Origin of the sequence: Promicromonospora kroppenstedtii DSM 19349 (assembly GCF_000515355.1) — a bacterium.
Taxonomy (GTDB): domain Bacteria; phylum Actinomycetota; class Actinomycetes; order Actinomycetales; family Cellulomonadaceae; genus Promicromonospora; species Promicromonospora kroppenstedtii.
Map to the genome: position 1 here is coordinate 1933 of NZ_KI911762.1, position 6704 is coordinate 8636.

5 protein-coding genes and 1 pseudogene are annotated in these 6704 nt (G+C 69.9%); 2 read left to right on the plus strand and 4 right to left on the minus strand.

Annotation, left to right across the window (positions count from 1 at the left end):
• Window positions 1-365 (minus strand): annotated as a pseudogene (locus PROKR_RS36585) (MFS transporter); the annotation flags it as partial.
• Window positions 366-436: 71 nt separating this feature from the next.
• Here PROKR_RS36585 and PROKR_RS28875 point away from each other — a divergent pair.
• Complete coding sequence (locus PROKR_RS28875) at window positions 437-742, plus strand: ArsR/SmtB family transcription factor (RefSeq protein WP_036970987.1); 306 nt, start codon at window positions 437-439, stop codon at window positions 740-742.
• A 171-nt stretch (window positions 743-913) separates the two neighbouring features.
• On the opposite strand, the gene PROKR_RS28880 is transcribed toward PROKR_RS28875, so the two are convergent.
• Window positions 914-1906 (minus strand): Gfo/Idh/MocA family protein, encoded by a 993-nt coding sequence (locus PROKR_RS28880; protein WP_036970989.1) that lies wholly within the window; start codon window positions 1904-1906, stop codon window positions 914-916.
• 88 nt (window positions 1907-1994) lie between these two features.
• The gene (locus tag PROKR_RS28885) at window positions 1995-4313 is read right to left on the minus strand and encodes an immune inhibitor A domain-containing protein (RefSeq protein WP_036970991.1); all 2319 of its coding nucleotides are present in this window, start codon (window positions 4311-4313) and stop codon (window positions 1995-1997) included.
• A gap of 257 nt (window positions 4314-4570) precedes the next feature.
• Between PROKR_RS28885 and PROKR_RS28890 the strand changes: the two genes are divergently transcribed.
• A complete protein-coding gene (locus PROKR_RS28890; protein WP_036970993.1) occupies window positions 4571-5818 on the plus strand; it encodes an MFS transporter in 1248 nt (415 codons plus the stop codon).
• Here PROKR_RS28890 and PROKR_RS28895 read toward each other — a convergent pair.
• Window positions 5799-6356: a septum formation family protein gene (locus PROKR_RS28895; RefSeq protein WP_051433475.1), complete on the minus strand. Its 558-nt coding sequence runs from the start codon at window positions 6354-6356 to the stop codon at window positions 5799-5801. The genes PROKR_RS28890 and PROKR_RS28895 overlap by 20 nt on opposite strands.
• Window positions 6357-6704 lie beyond the last annotated feature (348 nt).

Genomic DNA, 6704 nt, shown 5'->3' on the forward strand with positions numbered 1-6704 from the left:
GGCATGAGCGCGGCCCCGCCGAGCGCGGCGACGACGCGGCCCGCGGTGAAGATCGCGAGGTCACCGGCAACGGCCGAGAGGGCGATGCCCGCGGCGATGAGGCCCATGCCGGCGCCCATCAGGGCGGCGCGGGACGCGCGGGCGAACAGCACGGACACCACGGGCGCGAGCACCGCGACGATGATCGCGTACCAGGAGATGGAGTAGCTGACGGCGCCGGCGGTCGCGCCGATCCCCGTCGCGATCTGCGGCAGCACGCCCGCGATGACGAACGCGTTGGTGCCGACCACGAACAGCGCCGCCGCGATCACGCCGATCCGGAGATAGGCGCCGCGCGGCGCGTATGATTGTTCGATGAACGTCATACCGTCGAGCGTACGCGATAGTTCGATGGCTGTCGAACCATTCGCGCGAGCCGATGCCCCGGAGGTACGTCATGGGTGACTACCCGAGCCCGGACATGGCCGACGTCGAGCTCGTCGACGTGCTCAAGGCCCTCGGCGATCCGGTGCGCCTGCGGATAGTGGACAAGCTGGCCGACGGCGAGCCGAAGCCCAAGACCCTCGACGGCTGGGGCCTCGACCTCACGAAGTCGACCATGTCGCACCACTTCCGCACGCTGCGCGAGGCCGGGCTCACGCGCACGATCGTGCACGGCCGCACGCACGCCATCCAGCTCCGCCGTGACGAGCTCGACCAGAAGTTCCCGGGCCTCATCGAGGCGGTCCTGGGCGAACGCTGAGCGTCGCACCGCGGCGTCGGGAGCCGCGCGACCCGGCCGGGCGCCGCCGTCCGCGCCGAAGCCAACCCTGCCCCGGAAGCCAACTCTCCTTTGAGGCCTAAGTTTCTTCGCTTTGAGGCGAGTCAGAGCGAAGAAACTTAGGCCTCGAAGGGGGTAAGGGGGCCCACAGGGTCACGCAGAGGGCTGCTCCCCCGGGTACTCGAGGCCGATCTGCTCGCGGATCGTGTCCAGCGTGCCCATGATCGCCACCGTCTCCGCGCGCGGGAGCAGCGGGCTGTCGAGCTCGCCGGCCGCGACCAGGCGCTCGGCCTCGGCGGCCTGGAAGTGCATGCCGCGCCCCGTCACCTCGGCGCTGTACGTCTCCACCTCGGTCCCCGAGACGTCGTAGACGTGCACCGTCGACGGGTTGTACCAGGTCGCGTCGATCTCGATGCGGCCCTCGGTGCCCAGGATCGAGGCCCGGTTGGGGCCCCGGGTGTCGGACGCCGACACGGTCGTGGCGACCCGGGCGCCGTCGTACCCGAAGATGGTGGCGATCGTGGCGTCGGCGCCCGTCTCCTTGAACGTCGCGTGCGACTGCACCGTCAGCGGCTCGCCGAACAGGTCCCAGGCGAACGAGACCGGGTAGATGCCCAGGTCGAGCAGGGAGCCGCCGCCCAGGGCGAGGTCGTTGATCCGGTGGGCCGGGTCGTCGGGCAGGTCCTGGGTGTGGTCCACCATGAGCGTGCGCACCTCGCCGAGCACGCCCGACGCGATGATCTCGCGCACGCGGGCCATGTGCGGCAGGAACCGGGTCCACATGGCCTCCAGGACCACGAGCCCCTTCGACTCGGCGAGCTCCACGACCTCGCGCGCCTCGGCGGCGTTGAGCGTGAACGGCTTCTCGACCAGCACGTGCTTGCCGGCCTCCAGCACGAGCTTCGCGGCCTCGGCGTGGAACGGGTGCGGCGTCGCCACGTAGACGATGTCGACCTCGGGGTCGGCCGCGAGGTTCTCGTAGGAGCCGTGCGCCGTCGGGATGCCGAACCGGTCGGCGAACTCGCGGGCCTTCTCCAGGTTCCGGGACCCCACCGCCTGCACGGTGAAGCCGTTGTCGTTCAGGTCTGATGTGAAGCTCGCGGCGATCCCGCCGGCCGCCAGGATGCCCCATCGCAGGTGTGTCATGCGTTCGAGCGTAGTGCCCGTAGAACGTGTCAGACGCTCAGGTCACCGGGGTGACCTGAGCGTCTGACACGTGCGGGGCGGGAGGGGGTCAGTTGACCTGGATGGTCATGTGACCCTTCTTGCTGTCCTCCGTGAGCACCTTGATGGTGGTGCCGGTGCCGCCGACCTTGACCGAGTGGCCCGGGTTGGACTGGTCGTAGTAGGCCTCGGGGTTGGTGTCGTCGAACTTCCACACCGGCCACTGCTTGCCGACCTTGAGGGTGGTCAGCGACGTGGCCGACACCTCACGGTGCAGCGACAGCGGGTCCGTCTTCTGCAGGCCGAACGTGGCGTCGAACGACTGGATGCGGTTGCGGGCGATCGTGCCGTCCGACCACTTCAGCGCCTTGGCGCGGGCGTCGACCGGCAGGGCCTGGCCACCGCCCGGGTGCTGGGAGACGTTGTTGTCGCCGTACAGGCTGTTCACGTACCAGATCAGCAGGCCGTCCTGGTACGGGTAGTGCTCCACCTTGTTGCTGTTGGTGAAGCTCCAGCCGAAGTTGTACGGGCCCTCCTTGAGCGTCGCGTCGTACCCGCCGTACACGCGGTTCTCGGCCACGTAGTAGTGCTGGTAGGTGACCTCGTAGGTGCCGTCGGCGCCCACCGGCACGAAGCCGTCCACGGTCCAGTCGGACGTGTCCGTGAAGTCCGCGCTCAGGGCGTCGCCCACGGCGACGTCGTCGATCGCGATGCCGGTCTCGTTGGTGCCGCCGTCGCTCGAGTAGCGGAACCGGACCGACGCCGTCTGGCCGGCGTAGTCCGCCAGGTCGGCCGTCAGGTCCACCCAGGCGCCGTCCGAGCTACCGGTGATGCCGGCGCCGGGGTTGGTGCCGTTCGGGTCCTCGTCCGTCGACAGGTTGTTCGCGAGGGCGGTCCAGGTGGCGCCGCCGTCCGTCGAGACCTCGGCGAACGCGTAGTCGTAGTCCGCCTCGATGTCGTACTGCACCTTGGCGGTCAGCGAGGCGCCGTCCGGCACGGTGAACGACGGCGAGGTGATCGTGTTGTTCAGGTCGTTGCCCGTGCCCGAGTAGACGAACTCGCCGTCGAACGGCTCGACGCCGTACTTCTCGCCCAGGTCCTCGCTCGCGACGCCGTCCGGCAGGTTCACGATCGCGGCCTGCGCGCGCGTCGTCGCGTGGAACGACGGGCCGAGCTTGATGCGCTCGGTCTCGCCCGGCTCCACCGTCTCGTAGTCGAGCCAGCCCAGGAAGAGCTTCTCGGTGGCGCCCATGTGGTTGGGCGTGGTGCCGATGGTGCCGTCGCCGTGGCCCATCCACGAGCCGGAGCTCATGAGGTTCCAGTAGCCGGTGCCGTTCTCGCCGCCCGCGGTGTCGTAGTAGTCGGGCAGGCCGAGGTCGTGGCCGAACTCGTGCGCGAACACGCCGAGGCCACCGTTCTCCGGCTCCGTGGTGTAGTCGCGGATCCAGATGTCGGAGTCACCGATCTTGATGCCGCCGACCTTCGGGTAGTCGGCCGGGCCGTCCGTACCGAGGCCGCCCTGGTTGACCGACCAGCGGTGCGACCAGATGGCCTCCTCGGGCGCGCCGGCCTCCTCGCCCTCCCCGGCGTGGATCGCCTGGAAGTGGTCGATGTAACCGTCGGGCTCGGCGGTGATGCCGTCGCCGTCCAGGTCGTAGCGGTCCCAGACGTCGAACGACTGGAGGTACGCGTCGATCTCCTCGGCGGTCTTGCCGGCGGCGACCTGCTGGTCGTACCAGGCGTCCGCGGTGTCCTGGATGAACCGCGTCATGTCGACGCCGGACTCCGTGGTGCCGTAGGAGGCCGTGCTGTACGGCACGGTGACCCAGTCCGACACGTCGCCCTGGAGGTCGAACCGGCCCGACGACATCTCGTCGTAGACACCGGCGAACGACTCGCCGTCCTGGTCCTCCAGGCCGGTGAAGAACATCTCCTGGTAGTGCTCGCGCGAGAAGTCGGACTCCCAGTAGGTGGAGTTGTCGTTCGTGGCGGGCTCAGGGATCTCGTTGTGCACCGGCCCGGCGGCCGCGTCCGGGAAGCGCTCGTCGGCCTGGTCACCGAAGTCGACCAGGATGCTGAAGAGCTGCGCGGTCTCCTCGACGCCGTACTCGACGTACTCGCGCGGCGAGATCTCCACGACCTTCGACTTGTGCTTGCCCTTGCCGCGCGTCTCGACCTTCGCCTGACCGGTCGCGACCATGTCGACGGCGAGCTGCCGCTTCTCCGTCTGCTTCTCGGCGAGGGCGTCGGGGCGGTTGTCCTCCTTGGCGGGTGCCGCCTGCTGCGGTGGCTCCTCGACCGGTGGCGCCGCGGAAGCGGTGATCGGCACGACGGCGGCCGAGAGCAGCAGCGCTGCTCCCGCACCAACCGCACAGAGACGTGAGTTCATGTTTCCTCCGTGAAGAGAGCTGCGTCCGGGACGAGGAGGTGGTGCGTACGGGCCCCGAACCTGCTGGACACCTTTGTCCACGGAGGAGGAAACCAGGGAAATATTACGACAATGTTGCCTAGGACACAGTTCTGGTTCACGACGTATGCCGGTAATGGGCTCGTAGAATCGGTTCGAGGCCGCGTATTTTGGTCGCTGTCCGCCTGACCCGTTCGTCGTCCGGGTGAGCCCACGCCCGTCGACCAGCCGGAGATCCCATGACCGCGAACAGCCCCGCCGCTGCGGCGAACTTCGCCGCACCTCCGGTCGACCGGCGCCGTGCCGTCGCCGCACTGATCGCGCTCTCGGTGAGCGCCTTCACCTTCGTCGCGGCGGAGAACCTGCCGGGCGGGCTGCTCACCCTCATCGCCCCCGACCTGGGACGCAGCACGTCCGAGGTGGGGCTGCTGGTCAGCGCGTACGCCGCCGTCGTGGTGCTCGCGTCCCTGCCGCTCTCCCGCCTGACCCGCCGGTTCCCGCGGCGCTGGGTGCTCGCGGCGACCACGGCGGTGTGCGCCGTCGGGACGCTGTGGTCGGCGGTCGCCGCGGGCTACGTGGACCTGATGGCCGCGCGCATGGTCACCGCGCTGGGCCAGGCCCTGTTCTGGTCGGTCGTCACACCGGCCGCCGCGAGCCTGTTCGCCCCCGCCGTCCGGGGCAAGATGATCGCGCGGCTCGCCATCGGCATCTCGCTCGCACCGCTGCTCGGAGTGCCGCTCGGCACCTGGGTGGGCCAGCAGGCGGGCTGGCGCACCGCGTTCCTGGTGTTCTCGGTGGTCAGCCTGCTGGCCTGCCTCGCGATGGCGATCGCCATGCCGAACGTCGACGCCGAGGAGAGCGGTACGGCGCGCGGAACCCACCCCAGCATGCGCCGCTTCGTGGTGCTCATGGTCGTCACGGTGCTGCTCGTGACGGGCGGCTTCATGATGATCACGTTCGTCACCCAGTTCCTGCTGGAGACGGCGGGCTTCCCCGACCGGTACCTGAGCGCGCTCCTGCTGGGCCAGGGCATCGCGGGCCTGGTGGGCACGCTGCTCATCGGCCAGGTGCTCGACAGGCGGCCGTGGCAGACGGTGCTCGTGGCGCTCGGCCTGCTGACCGGCGCGCTGGTGCTGCTGTGGACCCTGGGCCACGTCCCGGCCCTGGCGCTCGTCGGGCTGGCCCTGTTCGGCCTCGCGTTCAGCGCGATCCCACCGGCCCTGTCGTTCCTGTCCATGCAGGTGGCCCCTGGTGCCACGGAGTCGGCGACCGCGATATCGAGCTCGGTGTTCAACGTCGGGATCGGCGGCGGAGCGGCGCTCGGGGCGCTGGTCGTCGCCACGGTCGGTATCGACACGGTGCCCCTGGTCGGGGCGTGCTTCGTGCTCGCGGCGCTGGTGGTCGTCGGGGTGGACGTGCGCGTGGCGGCCCGCCGGACCGCCACGCCGCACGACACCGTGCCGGGTATTACTGCGCGGCGCCCTTGAGGCTGCCCGTGAACGGCTCCTCGGAGCTGATGATGCACTGCAGGGAGCGGTCGTTCAGCTGGTCCCAGGTGGCCTGCGTCGGGTAGAAGCCGGTGTAGCCGTAGACGGACTCGTCGTAGGAGATGCCGACGAACTTCTCGAACTCGTCGTAGCACCACTCGTCGAACTTCTTCGACATGGCCTCGTCGCCGGGGTACTCGGCGTCATCCATGATGAGCTCGGCGTAGACCTCGCCGGTGTGCTCCTCGGCGCAGGGCACCACGGGCACCGACTCGACCTCGAAGTCCTCGCCCTCCGCGGACTCGCCATAGCCGTCCAGGGCCGCCAGGTCGATGCAGTCGCCCTTGAGGATGTCGAAGGCGTCCGCGTCCGCCGACGCGGTGATCTCGCCGCCCGGCTCGTCACGCGGGGCCTCGCCGCTCGACATGATGTCGTCGAGGACCGAGCAGCCGGTGAGCATCGTGAGCGAGACGGCCGCCGCGGCCGCCGCGGCCAGCAGCCGGGCCGGACGGCGGACGGTACGGGCAGTGCGGTTCATCAAGTTCTTCCTTGTGGTTCGGCACGACGGCGGGCACACCCTCGTCGCGGCCGCCTCAGGCCGCCCCGGAAAAATACCGTCTCGAACGTCCGTACTGGTGGCGAGCGGGCAACGATTCGATTACGGCCGACGGCGACCGGCACCACGACCCGCGGGGGCCCGACACGGGCCCCTGTTCACGCGTCGTTCACCCGCGCGAACGGGCGCCGTCCTACGGTGTCGCTGCGGACCGCCCGCGCACGACACCCTGCAGAAGGAGCAGTCATGCGAGCCAGCACCACCTCGCGCCTGACGGGCGCGGCCGCGGCGGCGGCCCTGCTGGCCGGGGCCTTCCTCGCCACGGCGAGC